Below are 16819 nucleotides of genomic sequence, written 5' to 3' on the forward strand. Positions count from 1 at the left end.
GCCGATGGCCATCACGCTTCGCCAGTCCGACGCCGATTTCGAGCAGCGCTTTGCCGCGTTCCTGCTGACCAAGCGGGAAGTCTCGGCCGATGTCGACGCCGTGGTGCGCGAGATCATCGCCAAGGTGCGCGCCGAGGGCGACGCCGCGCTGGTCGAGTACACGCAGAAATTCGGCGGCGGCGACCTGGCCGAGCTCGGCATCGCCGTCTCCAGGAACGACATTGCCAAGGCTTACGATGCAGCCGACCCGCAAACGGTCGAGGCGCTGAAATTCGCCCGCGAGCGCATCCGCGCCCATCACCAGCGGCAGCTGCCGCAGGACGACCGCTACACCGATGCCGCCGGCGTCGAGCTCGGCTCGCGCTGGACGGCGATCGAGGCCGTGGGGCTCTATGTGCCGGGCGGCACGGCGAGCTATCCGAGCTCGGTGCTGATGAACGCGGTGCCGGCCAAGGTCGCCGGCGTCGAGCGCATCGCCATGGTGGTGCCGGCCTCCGGCGGCGACGTGCCGCCGCTGGTGCTGGTGGCAGCGGACCTTGCCGGCGTCTCAGAAATCTACCGCGTCGGTGGCGCCCAGGCGATCGCCGCCCTTGCCTTTGGCACCGAAACGATAAAGCCTGTCGCCAAGATCGTCGGCCCCGGCAATGCCTATGTCGCGGCGGCCAAGCGCCAGGTGTTCGGAACGGTCGGCATCGACATGATCGCCGGGCCTTCGGAAGTGCTGGTTGTGGCGGACGGCAGCAACGATCCGGACTGGATCGCCGCCGACCTGCTCGCCCAGGCCGAGCACGACGTATCGTCGCAGTCGATCCTGATCACCGACGATTCTGCGTTTGGCGAGGCGGTCGAACAGGCGGTGGAGCGGCAGTTGCAGAACCTGCCGCGCGGAGAAACGGCGGCGGCGAGCTGGCGCGATTTCGGCGCGGTGATCCTGGTGCCGACGATCGAGGCGGCACTGCCGCTGGTCGACCGCATCGCCGCCGAACATGTCGAGCTTGCCATCGACGACCCCGAAGCTTTCCTGGCGCGAATGCGCAATGCCGGTGCGGTGTTTCTCGGCCGCCACACGCCGGAGGCCATCGGCGACTATGTCGCCGGCTCCAACCACGTGCTGCCGACAGCGCGCTCGGCGCGCTTCTCGTCCGGACTTTCGGTGCTCGATTTCGTCAAGCGCACTTCGGTCCTGAAGCTCGGGCCGGAGCAGTTGCGGGCGCTGGCGCCGGCGGCGATTACGCTCGCCAAGGCGGAAGGCCTCGATGCGCATGGACGCTCCGTCGGCATCCGGCTGAACATGTAGACATGTCCGACTACGACCAAACCCGCGCCAGGCTGATCGATGTCGAGCTCGACGAGACGATCGGCCGCTCGACGCCCGATGTCGAGCATGAGCGGGCGGTGGCGATCTTCGACCTGATCGAGGAGAACCGTTTTCAACCGGTCAATGACGATGGCGCCGGGCCGTACCGACTAAAACTGTCGCTGGCCCAATCCCGGCTGGTTTTCGCCGTGACGCGCGAGGACGGCGCAGCCGTGGTCACCCACATTCTGTCGCTGACGCCGCTCAGGCGCATCGTCAAGGATTACTACATGATCTGCGAAAGCTATTATGATGCCATCCGAACCGCGACGCCCAGCCATATCGAGGCGATCGACATGGGCCGGCGCGGCCTGCACAATGAAGGCTCGCAAACGCTGATGGACCGGCTTGCCGGCAAGATCGAGATTGACTTCGACACGGCGCGCCGGCTGTTCACGCTGGTTTGCGTGCTGCACTGGCGAGGCTGAACTGGCCGCCCCGCTGCCCCGCCCGATCCTGCCCCGCTCGATCCTGTTTGTCTGCGGCATGAACGCAGTGCGCTCGCCGATGGCCGAATTGCTGGCACGCAAGGTGCTCCCGCCCACCACCTTCGTCGCCTCGGCCGGGGTGCGCGGCGGGGAACGCGATCCGTTCGTCGATGCCGTGCTGGCCGAAGAGGGCCTTTCACTGGGCGAACGGCACCCGAGAACGATGGACGACCTCGAGGACGATTATTTCGACCTGATCGTGACGCTGGCGCCGGAAGCCCACCACACCGCGCTCGAGCTCACCCGTTCGCTGGCCGTCGAAGTCGAATATTGGCCGATGCCCGACCCGACCGGCGTCAGCGGCACGCGCGAGCAGATCATGGCTGCCTATCGCGACGTGCGCGAGCGGCTGAAGGCGCGGATCGGCCGCCGTTTTCTCGGCAACGGGGCTGAAAACGCCGCGGATTAAGCATGTTCACAAGCGGACGTTTATCATATAGGTTCCGCGCAACTTTCCGGCCGGGGCGCTGGAAGTACCCATCCAAGCAAAGGTATCGAATGCCGAAGGAAGAAGTCCTCGAGTTTCCGGGTGTCGTCACGGAACTGCTGCCCAACGCGATGTTCAGGGTCAAGCTCGAAAACGAACATGAAATCATCGCCCATACGGCCGGCCGCATGCGCAAGAACCGCATCCGCGTTCTGACCGGCGACAAGGTCCTGGTCGAGATGACGCCCTACGACCTGACCAAGGGCCGCATCACCTACCGCTTCAAGTAAGTTCAAGGACCCGGCCGGGATCGCGATGGGCATTTTGCAGAAGCTCGTGCTTGCCTCGGGTTCGCCACGCCGGATCGAGCTGCTGCAGCAGGCCGGCATCGAGCCGGACCGTGTGTTGCCGGCCGATGTCGACGAGACGCCGCTGCGTGCCGAGCATCCGCGCTCGCTGGCCAAGCGGTTGGCGACGCAGAAGGCCGAGAAGGCGCTGGCCTCGCTGAAGACCGAGACCGACTACGTGCCGACATTCGTGCTGGCCGCCGACACGGTGGTCGCCGTCGGGCGGCGCATCCTGCCCAAGGCCGAGACGCTCGACGACGCCGCCAACTGCCTCGGGCTTTTGTCCGGCCGTTCGCACCGCGTCTATTCCGGCATCTGCCTGATCACGCCAGGCGGCAAGCAGCGCTTGCGGCTGGTCGAAACCAGGGTGCGCTTCAAGCGGCTGCCGCGCGAGGAGATCGAGGCCTACATCGCGTCGGGAGAATGGCGCGGCAAGGCAGGCGGCTATGCCGTCCAGGGGCTTGCCGGCGCCTTCGTCGTCAAGCTTGTCGGCTCCTACACCAACGTGGTCGGCCTGCCTCTCTACGAGACGGTGGCGCTGCTCAGCGGCGAAGGCTTCAAGGTGCAGGCCAACTGGCTGTCGGGTACGCGGCTATGAGCCCGGACGACAAGGTCACGCCGTTGCGGCCCAAGCGGCCATGCCCGGAATGCGGCAAGCCATCGGCGCGCGAAACTTACCCGTTCTGCTCGACGCGCTGCAAGGACATCGACCTCAACCGCTGGCTGAAGGGGGTCTACGTCATCCCGGGCCGCGACGAGGATGAGAACGACGACCAGAAATAGCACCGTCCACCTGCGGTTTTGCACAGGCTTGGGACGGTTTCGCAGCCGCGATCGTGACCGGTGATCGGCCTTGCGGACTGGCTGTCGCTTCCCGACTGAAATTAATGTCCAGAACCTATTCCATTCCGGGTAGTATCGGACAGAACAGGTTCCGGCGTTTTGTCTGAGCATGATCTTTTCCGAAAACCGGATTCCGCTTTTCGGGATCATGCTTTTTGTCTGAGCATAATCTTTTTTCCGAAAACCGGATTCCACTTTTCGGGATCATGCTTTTTGTCTGAGCATAATCTTTTTTCCGAAAACCGGATTCCACTTTTCGGGATCATGCTCTAAGCGCTGGACAGGCCGAATTCCCGTGCTATAACCCACGCGCTTTCAAGGGGTGCCGACGGCGCTTTCATGAACCCGGTGTGCAGATTGCCGCCCACTGGGGCAGGCCCAGATAGCTCAGTTGGTAGAGCAGCGGACTGAAAATCCGCGTGTCGGTGGTTCGAATCCGCCTCTGGGCACCATCCACCTCGGTCCATTCTGGACACATAGGTTACGGTTTATACCAGAGACATAGGTAACCCTTTGGCCCGAAAGGGTTTTTGGGGTGGTTCGGGCCTACATGTCTCATCATCGAAATAGCCCAGATCGTGTCCACGAAGCTGACCAGCCAGATATGGTCCTCGCCCTGTTTGGTGCCCGACGGTCTGGCCGGCGAAGACCTGGCTGAGGTTGATCTTTTTGTCCAAAAACCTCATCCGACTTTTTCGGCTGGCATCCAGAAGGCCCGCTTCTGCACTCAGCTCGACCGACAGGGAAACCTTTGCCGAAGTTGACTGTTGTAGCTCCAAGACAGAGGAGAAGGTTGAATGGCTTCCGTCCGATACATCGTTGCGGACGTCGATGAGGCGGTCGCATTCTATCGAGACTATCTCGATTTCAAGATCGAAATGCACAATCCGGGCAAGTTCGCCGCGCTGCTGCGTGACGACTTGACGCTGTATCTCAGCGCCCCAGGTGCGGGGAGCGGTGGTCAGGCGGGCGGCGATCCGAAGCCGGGCGGGTGGAACCGGTTTATGATCGTTACGAAGGGACTCGATGTGCTCATTGAGCGGTTGCGCCGGGCTGATGCAAGATTCCGCGGCGACGTCAGCGACGGCGGTGCCGGTCGCGCCATCTTGCTCGAGGATCCATCGGGCAACGTGATCGAGCTATTCGAGTTCAAGAAGGACTGAGCTTGAACAAATAGCCGGTGGTTGAGGGAATACGAATTCCCGCGATAAATGTGGATTGCCGCGCGTTTGCGAGTTGTTACGCCATAGTTCGACTCAGAACCACGCAGAGGAGCGCGAGCCCGAGCACGACCGTTGTCACGACGTTGACCCTTTCGGCTTTGGCGATTGCTGTCGCCACGTCGCTGCCCTGGTCTCCTGTTGCAGAGCCCCGGATGGTCCCGACCAGGTGGACCCACTTCCTCTCGGCGATCCGATTGGCCGATGCACCGAGAAACAGCGCCAGTATTGCCAAGCCTACGCTCAGCGTTGTCCACACGCCGCGGGCACCGGCCACGTACATCCACATGCCGGTCGCAACCGTCAGAAAGGCCAAGACGGCATAGAAGGGGCCGGTGCCGTAGCGTCGCGCGAGCGTCTGCAGGAATCCGACGCCGGACGGCCCCGCTTGAACGACGGCGGGGGCTATAACCACCACATAAAACACGGCTGCGCCGAACCAAGTCCCGAGCAAGGCAACAAAGATCGGAATCAGTGGGTTGGTCGGTTCCATGATGATATCTCCTTTGTCTCACCCCAGGCCGTTGAAATGGAGTTGTCACATCGGATGAGCCTCCTCCGTCATCACTGTGACGGACAGCGATGGGAAAATGTGACAGATGGACCCGGATGAATGGCTGGCAGAGCGCTTCGAAGCTGATCGCACGCGTCTGCGGAAGGTTGCATACCGCCTGCTCGGTTCATCGACAGAGGCCGACGATGCAGTGCAAGAAGCGTGGCTGCGCCTCAGCCGCTCAGATGCCCGGAGCGTCGACAATCTTACCGCTTGGCTCACTACAGTCGTTGCGCGCGTCTGCCTCGACATGCTGCGGGCGCGCAAATCACGCGCGGAGACTCTGCAGGCGCTCTCCGAGTGGGGCGCGGATTCGGGAGACGCCGCGGACCTCGACAAGGAATTAGCGATTGCCGATTCGGTCGGCCTTGCGCTGAGTGTCGTACTCGAAAAGCTTGCTCCTGCCGAACGTGTCGCCTTCGTGCTGCACGACGTCTTTGATGTGCCCTTCGAAGAGATTGCCCCTATCGTCGGCCGCACCCCGGTCATGGCGCGGCAACTGGCAAGCCGAGCTCGTCGTCGCATACGGGGTCAGCCCACTGTTTCCGCTGCTGAATTGAACGGGCGGCGGCGGCTTGTGGATGAGTTTCTTAACGCAGTTCGTTCCGGCAACATTGATGCGATCGTGGCCCTCCTCGACCCGGACGTCGTTATCCGTGTTGATTCGTCTGCGGCTCCTGACGGAAGAGCGGTGGAAGCACATGGGTCCACAACAGTTGCGAGGGGGGCTCTTGCCTTCGCGGCACGTACGCAATTCGCGACGCCAATGCTTCTGAACGGGGCGCCAGGGATTGTTGTGGCGCCGACCGGACGTGCGCGATATGCACTGACGATAGACGCGGCAGGGGAGAAAATCCGAGCCATTGAAGTGATCGGCGATCCCGCTCGCCTGAGTCAGATCGATTTTGCCACGCTCAATTCACCAGATTAGCACAAGTCGCGACTTATGATTTGTCGCTACATCCAGCTGCCTGCCGTTGTCGATGGCGTGCGAGAATTATCTGGACCATGGCCAGCGACGCCGGTCAAATGTCGATGAAAAACGGCTTCGGCATCTCGGATCCCGCTCTGGCCACAACCTACAGACCGAGGGCGCAGCCGTCCTTGCGCGGTTCAGAACCGCCCAGCAGGGTCCCGTTTGCCCAATCGATGCGGATAGCCTGCGCACCGCCGATCGGGTCCGTGGCAGGAATGATTTCGAAACCGCGTCGGCTAAGTTCAGCTAGGGTCTCGCCAGCGAGCCCGTGTTCGGCCTGGACCTTCATCGTGCCGCTGACGGGGGCGATCCGCGGCAGATCGATCGCCTCCTGCAGATCCATCCCGAAGTCGAGCACTTTCGTCAGCAGGTGCGCGTGGCCCATTGCCTGGTAGTAGCCACCCATGACGCCGAAAGGCATTTCTGCCCGGCCGCCTCTCGCAAGCATCCCGGGTATGATGGTATGCAAAGGTCGCTTGTTCGGCGCCACTGCATTAGGGTGCCTGGGGTCAAGCGAAAAGCTTTGCCCGCGATTGTGCAAGACGACACCGGAGCGTGGCGAGACCAGGCCCGAGCCAAAGCTGTCGAAGACCGAGTTGATGAAACTGACCGCATTGCGATCCTTGTCGACAACGGAAATATAGACCGTGTCGCTGTGCAGCGGCATATCGAACGCCGGCAGATCCGCGCGGGCACGCTTTAGGTCAATCATGCCGGCCAGACGATCGGCCCAGGCATTCGACAACATATCGGCCACCGGGACCTCGGACATGTCGGGATCGGCGACGAGCAGGTCACGCGCGGCGTAAGCGAGGCGTGTTGCTTCGATTTCCAGGTGAAGCCGGTCCGCGGATTGCGGGTCGCCGTAGGCTTCGAAGCGCGAGAGGATGTTTAGAATGAGCAGCGCGATCACACCCTGGCCATTCGGCGGACATTCGAACACATCGCAGCCTCGAAACGCCGCGCTGATCGGGGTCACGTACTCGCCTGTTGCCGAGGCGAAATCTTCGAGTGTGTGCAATCCGCCGAGCCCACGAAGATAGGCGACCATGTCTTCGGCCACAGGGCCAGTGTAGAAGGCCTCTCGTCCCTTCTTGGCGATCAGCCGCAGCGTTGCAGCCAACTCAGGCTGGCGATGCACTTCGCCAACGCCTGGCGCGCGGCCGTTTGGCAGGAAAATCCGTTTCGCCGTAACATCAGAGGCCAGAAGTTCTTCCTCCAACGCCCAGTCACGATGGACCCGCGGTGAAATGGCGTAGCCTTCCTCGGCGAAACGTATAGCGGGGGCCAGGATTTGATCGAAGGGCATATGCCCGTGATCAGCGTGCAATCTGGTCCAGGCATCGATCGCCCCCGGGATGGTGACGGAGCCAGGAGAATTACGGGCCACCTCGGCCATGCCACGTTCAAGGAACCAGTCAATTGTCAGGGCGGCGGGTGTCCTGCCCGATCCGTTGTAGGCGATGACCTCGCCGGATCCGTTTCGCGACAGAAGAGCGAAGCAGTCGCCTCCAATGCCGGTCGAGGCTGGCTCGACGACACATTGCACCGCGCAGGCTGCGATGGCGGCATCCATGGCGTTGCCGCCGGCCGCCATGATCTCCACCGCCGTCAGGGTCGCCGACGGATGAGAGGTGGCGGCCATGGCCTCGCGTGAAACGACAACCGAGCGCGTTGGTTTCTCAAAATTTCGCATGCTATGCCCTTCTGGTCGTGCTCAAGAGGCGGCGTCGCTCATCGTCGAGGGGCGGTGCCGCAGATGCCGCGACATCCAGTATTCGAGTGCCGCCAAGGCACGGATGATCGCGAAGTTCAAAGTGAGATAAATGGCGCCCGCGCAGATGAAGACTTCAAAGGCGCGGTAGGTCTGGGAGATCAATCCCTGGGCAATTCCAGTCACCTCCATCAAGGTTACGATGGAAGCCAGAGACGTGCCCTTGACCATCAGGATGATTTCATTGCCGTAACTCGGCAGCGCCTGGCGAAAGGCCAGCGGCAGGATAATGTGCCGATAGGTCAAACAGGTGGACAGGCCGACAGACCGGGCCGCCTCGACAAGGCCGCGTGGCACCGATTGAATCGCGCCGCGGAGGATTTCGCTGCCATAGGCGGTGGTGTTGAGTGTCAGCGCGATGATTGCGCACCAGTAGGGTTCGCGGAAAACGGTCCATAATCCAATTGCCGACAGTTGGTGCCGGAACTGACCAAGGCCATAATAGGTCAGAAAAATCTGCACCAGCAGGGGCGTCCCCCTGAACACGGCAACGAAGCCACGGATCGGCAGGACGACGAAGGGCGATTCCGATTGCTGGGCAAGCGCCAATGTGACGGCAAGAACGAAGCCGGCAACGATGGAAGTCAGGGCCAATTCCATCGTGAGCGGCAGGCCGGCGAGTAGTTTCGGCAGGATTTCGACGAAAAACCTGAAATCTATCATGCCGACCGGACGCGCCACGGCGCCTTTCGTTCCAGACGGTAAAAGGCATTGCCCGTGACGGAAGCGATAGCCAGATAGAGCAAGGCTGCAGCAATGTAGAAGATGAACGGTTCACGGGTCGAACCTGCGGCGATCTGTGCCTGGCGCATCAGTTCAACGAGGCCGATTACCGATATCAGCGACGAGTCCTTCAGAACCAATTGCCACACATTGCCGAGGCCTGGCAGCGCGTATCTCAGGAGCTGGGGAAAAATAACCTGGCGCAGCCGCTGCAGCCGGTTGAGACCAAGCGCGCAAGCGGCATCGTGCTGTCCCTGGTCGACGGCAACGTAAGCCCCTCGATAGACCTCGGCTTGATAGGCGCCCGAGATGATTGCGATAGCCAAGGTTCCAGTGGCAAAGGCCGGAACGCCGACGAATCCGGACCCTCCCAGGCTATGACCAAGCGAGGTCAGGGCGACACTACCTCCATAGTAAAGCAGATAAATGGTCAGAAGGTCGGGCACGCCCCTGAAAACCGTGCAATAGCCAAGGGCCAAGAAACTTAGCAGTTGGGAGTTGTGGAGACGCCCGGCCGCTGCCAGCCCGCCAAATACAGCGCCAAGCGCAAAGCCCAGCACAGACAGAAGCACTGTGACCGAGGCCGCCATGAGAAGAGCAGCCCCCCAACCTCCGTTCTGGAAACCAAGCAGCCGGAATGCGTCAACCATTGATACCCCCGGCAGGACGAACGGCTCAGCTCCGGAACGGGTCAGGAATGGCCGTTCGCCGGCAAGCGCTTACTTGACTGGAGTGACGTCGCTCTTGAGCCATTTAAGTGACAGGGTTTTGATCGTGCCGTCGGCGGTCGCGGCGTCGATGGCGCCGTTGAGCATGTCTTTCAGCTTGGTGTCCTCTTTGCGGATACCGGCCCCGGAGCCAAGACCGAAGAGACCCCCGACAAATCCTGGTCCTGCAAGCGTATAGTCGCTGAACTCCGGTTTGCTCAGCGTGGCAGCCAGCGCTGTCTGCTGTGCGAAGAGCGCGTCGATGCGACCCGCGGCGAGATCGAGATCGTGTTGCTCGGTGGTCTTGTATTCGCGAATCTCGGCGACGTCCGAGAAGTATTTTTTCACAAATTCCAGGTTTGCCGTCGCAGCCTGAACTCCAATGATCTTTCCCTTCAGCAATGGCTTGAGCCTGTCGATTGCCGCCTGCGCAGAGGCTTCATTGTCCAGCTTGAACCGCTCGTTGGAAATGCCGAGCTTGCCCAGTTCGCTATCCTTGGCGACCGCGAAACCTGAGGGATCCACGGCATATGGCTGGGTAAAATCGATGACCTTCAGACGTTTTTCAGTGATGAACATGCTCGCCATGATCACGTCGAACTTGCCGACGGTCAGCGCGGGGATCATGCCGTCCCAGTCCTGTGCGACTATCTTGCACTCGATCTTCATTCGCCCGCACAGATCATTGGCCAGATCGACCTCGAAGCCGTCCAGTTTGCCGTCGGCCGTTGTGAAGTTCCAAGGCGCGTAGGCTCCTTCGGTGGCAATGGTAATTGCTTTTGGCGTTTCTTGTGCGACAGCGGCCTGGACCAGGCCGAACAGGACCGACGCAATGGCTGCGATGCGGCTAATTTTCATGTCAATCTCCTCTTTTGCCGGTATGGCAGTTCCCTTTCGTCGTGCCGGATTATCTTCCGGCTTCAACGATTTAGATGGTATTCCTAGCGGCGGCCGGGACTTGCAAAGCTAGCCAGAAGCGGCGCTGTCTCGACGATGTGATCCCGCATGACGATCTCTGCCTTGCCGGCATCACCTGACCGCAACACCTCGATCAGGATCTCGTGCTCGGCGCGCGCGCTGGCGGGTTTGTCGACATAGTCGAACCAGATGCGCAGGTAGGGCTCGATCACGACGTGCAGGCTGGCAATCTGCCGGACCAGCTTGGGTCTGTTGCTCAATTGGCAAATCTGCAGATGGAAGGCCTGATGGCGCACGACCCAGTCGCTGCTGCCGGTCTGGCTGGCGCGCTCCATCCGGTCGAGCTGGCGTTCCAGTTCTTCAAGCACTTCGACATCGATGTGCGGCATGGCAAGCCTCACCGCCAACCCTTCGAGCACTGAGCGTATTTCAAAGGTTTCGTAGATCTCATCGAGGGTAAGCCCGGCGACGATGCAGCCACGGTTCGGGCGAATGACCACAAGACCTTCCGCGGCCAGTTGGCGGAATGCTTCGCGAACCGGCATGCGGCTCATGCCGATTTCCGTCGCGATCTCTTCCGGGATCAGCCGGTCCCCGGCCCGGTAACGCCCCATCCTCAGGGCCCGCTGAATGTGGCGATAAGCCTCCTCCTCGGCGGTCGTGATACCCAACGGCTCGATTGCGTCTGCTGCCACGTCCTTGGTCCGGTCAAAGCGTATCTGTGTATCCACTTATCCAGTTGTCGAGACCTGTGTCAAGCACCGAAGCTTGCGCGCGTTAGAATTTCTGTTGTGAGAATAAGGACTTGATCGGGGAAATCGGGCAAGCGCACCGTGGTCAGCTAAGCCGCTGATCGGCCGCTTTTCGACGCCCGCGCGTCGGAAACCTTCAACGCCACCGAACTTTACAAAAAGGCCCGCCGCTCCATTTGCGAAGCGGCGAGGCCCCATATTCGGGGACGATCGCCGGAGTGTTCCCCGGCATTGCTTCCAGTGCAATTCAGGTGCCAGAATTGTTGACCCAAAACGGGTCACCGCACCGGAGGCGCGAGCGCGGACATTCCGCGATCACGCTACTGCCGCGCATTGCCATTCCTGCTACGTTATTTTGCGGCGGACCTGATTTTTCCGCCTGGCCGGCGCTCGATCAGGCAACTTACCCCAACGCGCCCCCCAGTGGCGCCGGCCATTTTCACAACCTTGGAGCGCGGGTGGGCCGGCGCCGTTAGGCTCCCAGCACCTATGGCAATCCGCCAGCGAGCCGCTTTGTCCAGCCTGCAACCATCAGTCCGCACGCAATTCCCACGCAGTCGGCGATCCAGTCGAACAGATCCGGGTCGCGCCCTATCAGTTGCACGGCCTGAAGCCCCTCGATCGCTGCGCCCGTGATAACGAGCAGTACGATCAGCTTCGCCTTGCGTTCCGGCCAGCCGAGACTTCCGAGAGCCGCCAGGACGACGAAGGCGGCGGCGTGATTGAGCTTGTCGTGATCAAACGTGAAAGCCAGGCCAAGACCCAGCAGGAGCTGCTCCGGCAAAAGGGCGAACAGCAGAACGCCGGCAAACGCGGCCGGAAAGGCAATCCTTGCCACGATCTGATAGGAATCCAGGCGCAACAAGGATAAAATGGCCTTTCGTCCGAAATCTGCGGGGGAACACCACCGGCCAGAGCGAGCGCGGCGTCCAATTTCCGCCGTCCGGGCGTCCGGTGCATCGTCAGAATGAATGAATGCCTCGGGTCAGCCGCCGCACAGGCCGGGCTCGTGGCGAGTGCAATAGGCCAGCGGTAGCTTCCGCGATCACGCAATTCCCTGCCGCGCTGACCCGGCTACTATCTGGCTGCGGCGGACCTGACTTCCGCTTGGCCGGCGCTGCGTCGGGGCACCTTACCCATGCCACACGAATCGGCGCCGGCCAGAATTCCACCGATTGCGCAAAGGGGTTAAAAGCCCGCCGCCCTGTCGGACGACGGGCTCCGTTGCCTGGGCGCCAGGGCGCCGCGGTAGCGACCGACGGTACGAATGCTCCCGCAGGTCTCCAATATGCTGCTGCCGAACGGCGTTGCGCATCGGCTAAACAAACGAAGCCCGCGCCTCTGGCGGAGGGCGCGGGCCGACCGGGTTTGCACCCGATCTGCAGCAGAAACCCGGGAGGTTCCCGCTGCTTAGGATAACAATTAGAGACTACTAATGTTCCGGTCTAGGGAAGATGCGGCTGCGCCAGAAACCTCATGGTCGGCGCGATGACGATCGAGGCGTCAGTTCGTGCGCAAGTCGATCTGGAAAATACGCTCGTCGAAATGCCGCGTTTCGACGGCAAAGGTCAAAGCCACTTCAAGGATCAGGCCGCCACGGTCGTCCCGGACCTTGACTGCAATCCTGCGGTGAGGAAGGCCATCCCTGGCCATCTCGGCCAATGTGCGAAGGGCTTCTTTCCTGACCAGCGGGAAATCGTCATATAACGTTCCCTGATCGTCGGAATAGACGATTCCGTCTTCGTCGGAATCAAAGAAGCAGTGGGGCATTGCGCTTGGCCGAAGCTCGGCATCCGGGAACGTTGTCGGCAGATCGCCGCGATCTCGGCCAATCGCGATCAGTGCCTCTCCACCGTTGGCTTCGCCACCATCTCACTTGCGCTCGCGCAATGCCTTCACCGCCTGCGAGAGGATCATCCGGTCGCCGCCGGTCCTTTTGATCAGCTTGCTCACCTGGCTGGGCGAAACACCATTTTCCCGCGCGAAATATTCGACCTCGTAATACTCATCCACCGAAACACGCTTGCGGTCGCTGAAGTCTCGCTTGCTCTTGTCGTCGGCCATTTCTGTTCTCCTCGCCCCTTCTCTTCGCTTCAGGGGGTCAGCTTTGATGCACGCAGCAATTTGAGGGTTCGCTCGCCACAAGGTGACGGGCGAACCTATCGGCGCAGGAAGGGACAGGCTGCGCAGCTGCCGGGTTGGATCGGAATGGAAACAGCCAAGATCCGTGCGAGCAACCGTCGACTTTTCCATGGAATCCTCCCGGAACGTGCAGCCAGCAACGGCTACGCGCCGCCACGGTTCCGGGTCACGCGGCAAACCCACCCTTTGCGCGCAAGGATCAGACTTAGGTCCTGCGGCAACACGTCGGTTGGTCCCTGCCGGGCGGGACCGAAGCCCCGTCGACGGAACGTTTTCAGCTGCCTTACGTTCGAGTGAGCCTTGGCGCGAAGAGCGGACCGAGTTCGCAAAGGAGACGACCATGAGAATGCATTTATCCACCGCAGTGGCGGGATTTCTGCTACTGGCAGGCGTCGGAGCCGTTGCGGCGCAAGACGTCGTCATCGAGCCGGAGCAGGAAACGGTCATCAAGGAGTATGTGAAGAAGCAGCCGCTGGCCTCGGTGAAAATCCCTGGGGTGGAGCTCAATATCGGCTCAACGCTTCCCGATACCGTCGAGCTTCATGAGGTCCCCAACGTCAAATACCGCTATGTCGTCATCGACAACCGCACCGTCGTCGTCGACCCCGGCACGCGCAAGATCGTCAAGATCGTCGAGTGACGTGAAAACTCGGGCAGCCGTCACCCGCCGCTCAGAATGAGCGGCGGGTGACGTTTGCGTTAGGCGGCTCCGCGGCGTCGTCGCTCGGCAGGAACCCGCCGTACCGTGGACGGCCGGGGGGCCTCACAGGCAGTTTCAATGCGAACAATCAGCAGACTTTTCGATTCCCATGACCAGGCAGCGCGTGCCGTCGAAACGCTTCAGGCAGCAGGAATTGCGCGCCACCAGATCAGCGTCATCGGACCCTACGATGATGAAATCGGCGTCGTCTTGCGCGGTCCAGGCAGCGGTTCCGCCCTTGGCGCAGCGGCGGGTTTGTTGGCCGGCCTCGGCGCCTTTGATATCCCAGGCATCGATCCCGTCGGCGCGGGATGGCTGGCATCGGCCCTCGTCGGCGCAGCCTTGGGCTGCGTTGCCGGCAGGCTTTTCGACACATCGTCCGCTAGCGGCAAGCAGCCAGGCCGGCGGGATGCCGAACAGGGTGTGATCCTGGTGCTGGCGCATGTCGATGAAAGACAGGCCGACGCCGCACAGGCGGTGCTTGGAGCTTCCGTTCAGGCGATGCAGTCTTTGGCCAGGGCGGCCTGAAGATTCAACTCCTGCAAAGCGCTTGACCAGACCGCACAGCGGGGCCATCAAGGCACGCACCCAAAAATCTCTGGCAAGCCGCCGCGAGAAAGTGTTGAACACCGTGCCAATCACATTCGGCGAGCGGTTGCGCTCGGCGAGGCTTGATGATTTGCTGTCGGTTTGCGGAGAACGAATGATGCATGAGCCTGTCGGTCAAGACGAATATGGGTCGACCAGCCCGTTCGATCCGGACGATCTGTCGAGGTTGAACGCAATCGGCCCGAGCGCCGGCAGCAACGATTTCGAAAAATACGCAGTCGCCGTGATCATCGTGTTCGGCGCCCTGATCATCGGCGGCCTGATGGCTGCCGGCTTGAGCTTCGGGCGCCGCAGCACCTTCTTTTTCGCGCTTGGCGGCGCCACCGCGGCATGGATCTCCGGCAATGCGCTTCTGCTCGACCGGCCGCGCCTCTACGCGCTGTTCGTCGGCATCGCGGCGCTGATGCTGATTGCGTCGACGATCGCGCTGGTCACCTGAAGCAAGGCGCAATCTTCTTGTTGACCATGATCTTATCCGAAACCGGTTCCCACTTTTTGCCGCGCTGACCTTCGGTTCGGGATCATCGTCTAATACCCGATGGCCTCGCCGGCTGCGGCGCGGCTGTCGATGGCGCCGTTGTAGCGGGCGCCGCCACCCTTCTCGATTTCCGCCAGGCTCTTGCCGCCGACAAGGATGCCGGCCGCCTGGCCCCAGGTCGTGTCGGCAAGATCGAGGCGGTAGCCCATGCCGGTAAGCAGCTTTTCAGTATCCGGCGACAGGCCGAAGGGTTCGATATAGACCGTGTCGGGCAGCCATTGGTGGTGGATGCGCGGCGCGTCGATCGCCTCCTGGATATTCATGCCGTGATCGATGACGTTAACGATCGCCTCCAGCGTGATGGTGATGATGCGTGAACCGCCGGGGCTGCCGATGACCATGAACGGCTTGCCGTCTTTGGCGAGGATGGTCGGGCTCATCGACGACAGCGGCGTCTTTTTCGGCGCGATCGCATTCGCCTCGCCCTGGACCAGGCCATAGAGATTGGGGACGCCGGGTTTCTGGGTGAAGTCGTCCATCTCGTTGTTGAGCAGGAAGCCGGTGCCAGCGGCGACAACGCCGGCGCCGAAAGAGCCGTTCAGCGTGTAGGTCACCGCGACGGCGTTGCCGTCATTGTCGATGATCGAATAGTGCGTCGTCTCGCTGCTTTCGCCAAAGCCCTTCGGCATCAGTTCCTGCGACACCCCGGCCCGGAACGGATCGATCTTTTCGCGGATTTCCCTGGCGTAATTCTTGTCGAGCAGTTTTGCGACCGGATTGTCCACGAAGCCGGGATCGCCGAGCGCCGAATTGCGGTCGACATAGGCGTGGCGCATCGCCTCGACCATGACGTGAACCGTCTCGGCCGAACCGGCACCTAGATAGGACAGCGGGTAGAACTCAAGCACGTTGAGGATCTCGCAGATGATGACGCCGCCGGAGCTTGGCGGCGGCGAGGAAATGATCTCGTAGCCGCGATAATTGCAGGTCACCGGCTGGAGCTCGCGCACTGCATAATTTTCGAAATCCGCCTTGGCCAGAATGCCGCCCTTCTCGCCGCTCGCCTTGACGATGGCGTCGGCGATCGCACCTTTGTAGAAGGCATCCACGCCGCGTTCCGAAATCGCGGCAAGCGAGGCCGCGAGATCGGCCTGGATGAGGCGCTCGCCGACGGCATAGGGCTTGCCGTCCGGCTTGAGGAAAATGGCGGCCGCCGCTGGGTCCCTGGCCAGCCGCTCGGCGCCGCCCAGGAGCGAGGCCACATCGCCCTGCTCCAGCACGAAACCGTCCTTGGCATAGCGGATAGCCGGCGCCAGCAAATCCTGCCGCGTCAGCGTGCCGTATTTCTCCCGCGCCATCTCGAAGCCGGCCACCGAACCGGGCACGCCGACCGCCAGATAGCCGTCGAGACTGGCGCCCTTTACCGGCTTGCCGTCCTTGTCGAGATACATGGTTTTGGTCGCGGCGAGCGGCGCGCGCTCGCGGAAATCGAGGAAGGTCGAACGGCCGTCCTTGAAGCGGATGGTCATGAAGCCGCCGCCGCCGATGTTGCCGGCGGTCGGGTAGACGACAGCCAGAGCGTAGCCGACAGCGACCGCTGCATCGACCGCGTTGCCGCCCTTCTTCAGCACCTCGACGCCGACTTGCGACGCCAGATGCTGGGCGGTCACCACCATGCCGTGCTCGCCCTTCGCCGGCTGCGGCGAGGCGGCAAAGGCGAGGAACGGCACGAAGGTCAGGGTGAGGGAAAGGGTGACGGCGATTAGGGTTCGGCGGGTGTTGTGCATGGCCGTTCTCCGAGGCGT

General features: G+C 61.8%; 21 protein-coding genes and 1 tRNA gene. 12 read left to right on the forward strand and 10 right to left on the reverse strand.

The window, feature by feature from the left end; all coding sequences use genetic code 11:
• Positions 1-4 precede the first annotated feature (4 nt).
• The 8 genes from hisD to NKJ72_RS03645 all read left to right on the forward strand — a co-directional run bounded on the left by hisD (position 5) and on the right by NKJ72_RS03645 (position 4625).
• Positions 5-1297 (forward strand): histidinol dehydrogenase, encoded by a 1293-nt coding sequence (gene hisD, locus NKJ72_RS03610; RefSeq protein ID WP_352475884.1) that lies wholly within the window; start codon positions 5-7, stop codon positions 1295-1297.
• Between the two features lie 2 nt (positions 1298-1299).
• The gene (locus NKJ72_RS03615) at positions 1300-1785 is read left to right on the forward strand and encodes a UPF0262 family protein (protein ID WP_352475885.1); all 486 of its coding nucleotides are present in this window, start codon (positions 1300-1302) and stop codon (positions 1783-1785) included.
• Between the two features lies 1 nt (position 1786).
• Entirely contained in the window at positions 1787-2254 is a 468-nt protein-coding gene (locus tag NKJ72_RS03620; protein WP_292663983.1) for an arsenate-mycothiol transferase ArsC, read from the forward strand.
• 89 nt (positions 2255-2343) lie between these two features.
• Positions 2344-2562, forward strand: coding sequence for a translation initiation factor IF-1 (gene infA, locus NKJ72_RS03625; protein ID WP_006200926.1), 219 nt, complete (start codon positions 2344-2346; stop codon positions 2560-2562).
• Between the two features lie 25 nt (positions 2563-2587).
• Positions 2588-3217 carry a Maf-like protein gene (locus tag NKJ72_RS03630; RefSeq protein ID WP_352475886.1) on the forward strand — a complete coding sequence of 210 codons (630 nt, stop codon included), beginning with the start codon at positions 2588-2590 and terminating at the stop codon, positions 3215-3217.
• Positions 3214-3402: a DNA gyrase inhibitor YacG gene (yacG, locus tag NKJ72_RS03635; RefSeq protein WP_352475887.1), complete on the forward strand. Its 189-nt coding sequence runs from the start codon at positions 3214-3216 to the stop codon at positions 3400-3402. The genes NKJ72_RS03630 and yacG overlap by 4 nt, the downstream gene beginning before the upstream one ends.
• Positions 3403-3838: 436 nt before the next feature.
• A tRNA-Phe gene (locus NKJ72_RS03640) sits at positions 3839-3914 on the forward strand.
• Positions 3915-4259: 345 nt separating this feature from the next.
• On the forward strand, positions 4260-4625 hold the full coding sequence (locus NKJ72_RS03645; RefSeq protein WP_352475888.1) for a VOC family protein: 366 nt from the start codon (positions 4260-4262) through the stop codon (positions 4623-4625).
• Between the two features lie 76 nt (positions 4626-4701).
• On the opposite strand, the gene NKJ72_RS03650 is transcribed toward NKJ72_RS03645, so the two are convergent.
• Positions 4702-5175: a hypothetical protein gene (locus NKJ72_RS03650; protein WP_352475889.1), complete on the reverse strand. Its 474-nt coding sequence runs from the start codon at positions 5173-5175 to the stop codon at positions 4702-4704.
• Between the two features lie 106 nt (positions 5176-5281).
• Between NKJ72_RS03650 and NKJ72_RS03655 the strand changes: the two genes are divergently transcribed.
• Positions 5282-6166, forward strand: a complete 885-nt coding sequence (locus tag NKJ72_RS03655; RefSeq protein WP_352475890.1) for a sigma-70 family RNA polymerase sigma factor — start codon at positions 5282-5284, stop codon at positions 6164-6166.
• A gap of 148 nt (positions 6167-6314) precedes the next feature.
• Here the strand turns inward: NKJ72_RS03655 and ggt (NKJ72_RS03660) are convergent, their stop codons facing one another.
• The 8 genes from ggt (NKJ72_RS03660) to NKJ72_RS03695 all read right to left on the reverse strand — a co-directional run bounded on the left by ggt (NKJ72_RS03660) (position 6315) and on the right by NKJ72_RS03695 (position 13149).
• On the reverse strand, positions 6315-7907 hold the full coding sequence (gene ggt / locus NKJ72_RS03660; RefSeq protein WP_352475891.1) for a gamma-glutamyltransferase: 1593 nt from the start codon (positions 7905-7907) through the stop codon (positions 6315-6317).
• A 21-nt stretch (positions 7908-7928) separates the two neighbouring features.
• The gene (locus tag NKJ72_RS03665) at positions 7929-8648 is read right to left on the reverse strand and encodes an ABC transporter permease (protein WP_352476074.1); all 720 of its coding nucleotides are present in this window, start codon (positions 8646-8648) and stop codon (positions 7929-7931) included.
• On the reverse strand, positions 8645-9358 hold the full coding sequence (locus NKJ72_RS03670; RefSeq protein WP_352475892.1) for an ABC transporter permease: 714 nt from the start codon (positions 9356-9358) through the stop codon (positions 8645-8647). Before NKJ72_RS03670 ends, NKJ72_RS03665 begins: the two co-directional genes overlap by 4 nt.
• A 69-nt stretch (positions 9359-9427) precedes the next feature.
• On the reverse strand, positions 9428-10273 hold the full coding sequence (locus NKJ72_RS03675) for a transporter substrate-binding domain-containing protein (protein ID WP_254820023.1): 846 nt from the start codon (positions 10271-10273) through the stop codon (positions 9428-9430).
• An 83-nt stretch (positions 10274-10356) separates the two neighbouring features.
• A complete protein-coding gene (locus tag NKJ72_RS03680) occupies positions 10357-11028 on the reverse strand; it encodes a GntR family transcriptional regulator (RefSeq protein ID WP_352475893.1) in 672 nt (223 codons plus the stop codon).
• A gap of 544 nt (positions 11029-11572) precedes the next feature.
• Complete coding sequence (locus tag NKJ72_RS03685) at positions 11573-11923, reverse strand: VanZ family protein (protein WP_352475894.1); 351 nt, start codon at positions 11921-11923, stop codon at positions 11573-11575.
• A 665-nt stretch (positions 11924-12588) separates the two neighbouring features.
• Complete coding sequence (locus NKJ72_RS30955; RefSeq protein ID WP_502894180.1) at positions 12589-12855, reverse strand: DUF6894 family protein; 267 nt, start codon at positions 12853-12855, stop codon at positions 12589-12591.
• Between the two features lie 102 nt (positions 12856-12957).
• Entirely contained in the window at positions 12958-13149 is a 192-nt protein-coding gene (locus NKJ72_RS03695) for a DUF3606 domain-containing protein (protein WP_254820019.1), read from the reverse strand.
• A 418-nt stretch (positions 13150-13567) separates the two neighbouring features.
• Between NKJ72_RS03695 and NKJ72_RS03700 the strand changes: the two genes are divergently transcribed.
• The 3 genes from NKJ72_RS03700 (at position 13568) to NKJ72_RS03710 (ending at position 14975) form a co-directional block, all read left to right on the forward strand.
• Positions 13568-13867, forward strand: a complete 300-nt coding sequence (locus NKJ72_RS03700; protein ID WP_352475896.1) for a DUF1236 domain-containing protein — start codon at positions 13568-13570, stop codon at positions 13865-13867.
• Between the two features lie 138 nt (positions 13868-14005).
• Complete coding sequence (locus tag NKJ72_RS03705; RefSeq protein ID WP_352475897.1) at positions 14006-14455, forward strand: hypothetical protein; 450 nt, start codon at positions 14006-14008, stop codon at positions 14453-14455.
• A 175-nt stretch (positions 14456-14630) separates the two neighbouring features.
• Positions 14631-14975, forward strand: coding sequence for a hypothetical protein (locus NKJ72_RS03710; protein WP_352475898.1), 345 nt, complete (start codon positions 14631-14633; stop codon positions 14973-14975).
• A gap of 89 nt (positions 14976-15064) precedes the next feature.
• Here NKJ72_RS03710 and ggt (NKJ72_RS03715) read toward each other — a convergent pair whose 3' ends face one another.
• Positions 15065-16801, reverse strand: coding sequence for a gamma-glutamyltransferase (ggt, locus tag NKJ72_RS03715; RefSeq protein ID WP_352475899.1), 1737 nt, complete (start codon positions 16799-16801; stop codon positions 15065-15067).
• Positions 16802-16819: the final 18 nt, after the last annotated feature.

Origin of the sequence: Mesorhizobium sp. M0045 (assembly GCF_040323385.1) — a bacterium.
Lineage (GTDB): Bacteria > Pseudomonadota > Alphaproteobacteria > Rhizobiales > Rhizobiaceae > Mesorhizobium.